The sequence below is a fragment of the Chryseobacterium sp. SIMBA_038 genome, assembly GCF_046535115.1.
Classification (GTDB): Bacteria; Bacteroidota; Bacteroidia; order Flavobacteriales; family Weeksellaceae; genus Chryseobacterium.
In genome coordinates this window covers 1-246 of record NZ_JAWRXH010000356.1, presented here as the reverse complement: position 1 = coordinate 246, position 246 = coordinate 1, and the positions used below count along the sequence as shown (strand labels likewise).

Genomic DNA, 246 nt, shown 5'->3' with positions numbered 1-246 from the left:
GACAAGATCTGCTTGGTCATCTTCGCCGGAAATACATCATCTTTCTCCTCTTCAAGTTTATTGAATGTAGTATTCTTAAGATAATCAATCACATAGTTGAAGATAAGTTTATGATTTTCAACAATTCTATAAGTAGCGCCAACCTGTGAGTAAAGGCGATCTTCGTGCTGCATTATTATACTTCTACCTCCTTTTTCACTAGTAGCAGAAGGCTCGAAAGTACCATCCCAGCTATATTTACGCATC

The 246-nt window shown here is 37.4% G+C and carries 1 pseudogene; it reads right to left on the bottom strand.

Features of this window, described 5'->3' with window-relative positions:
* A pseudogene (locus SB689_RS23880) lies at positions 1-246 on the bottom strand (TonB-dependent receptor); the annotation flags it as partial.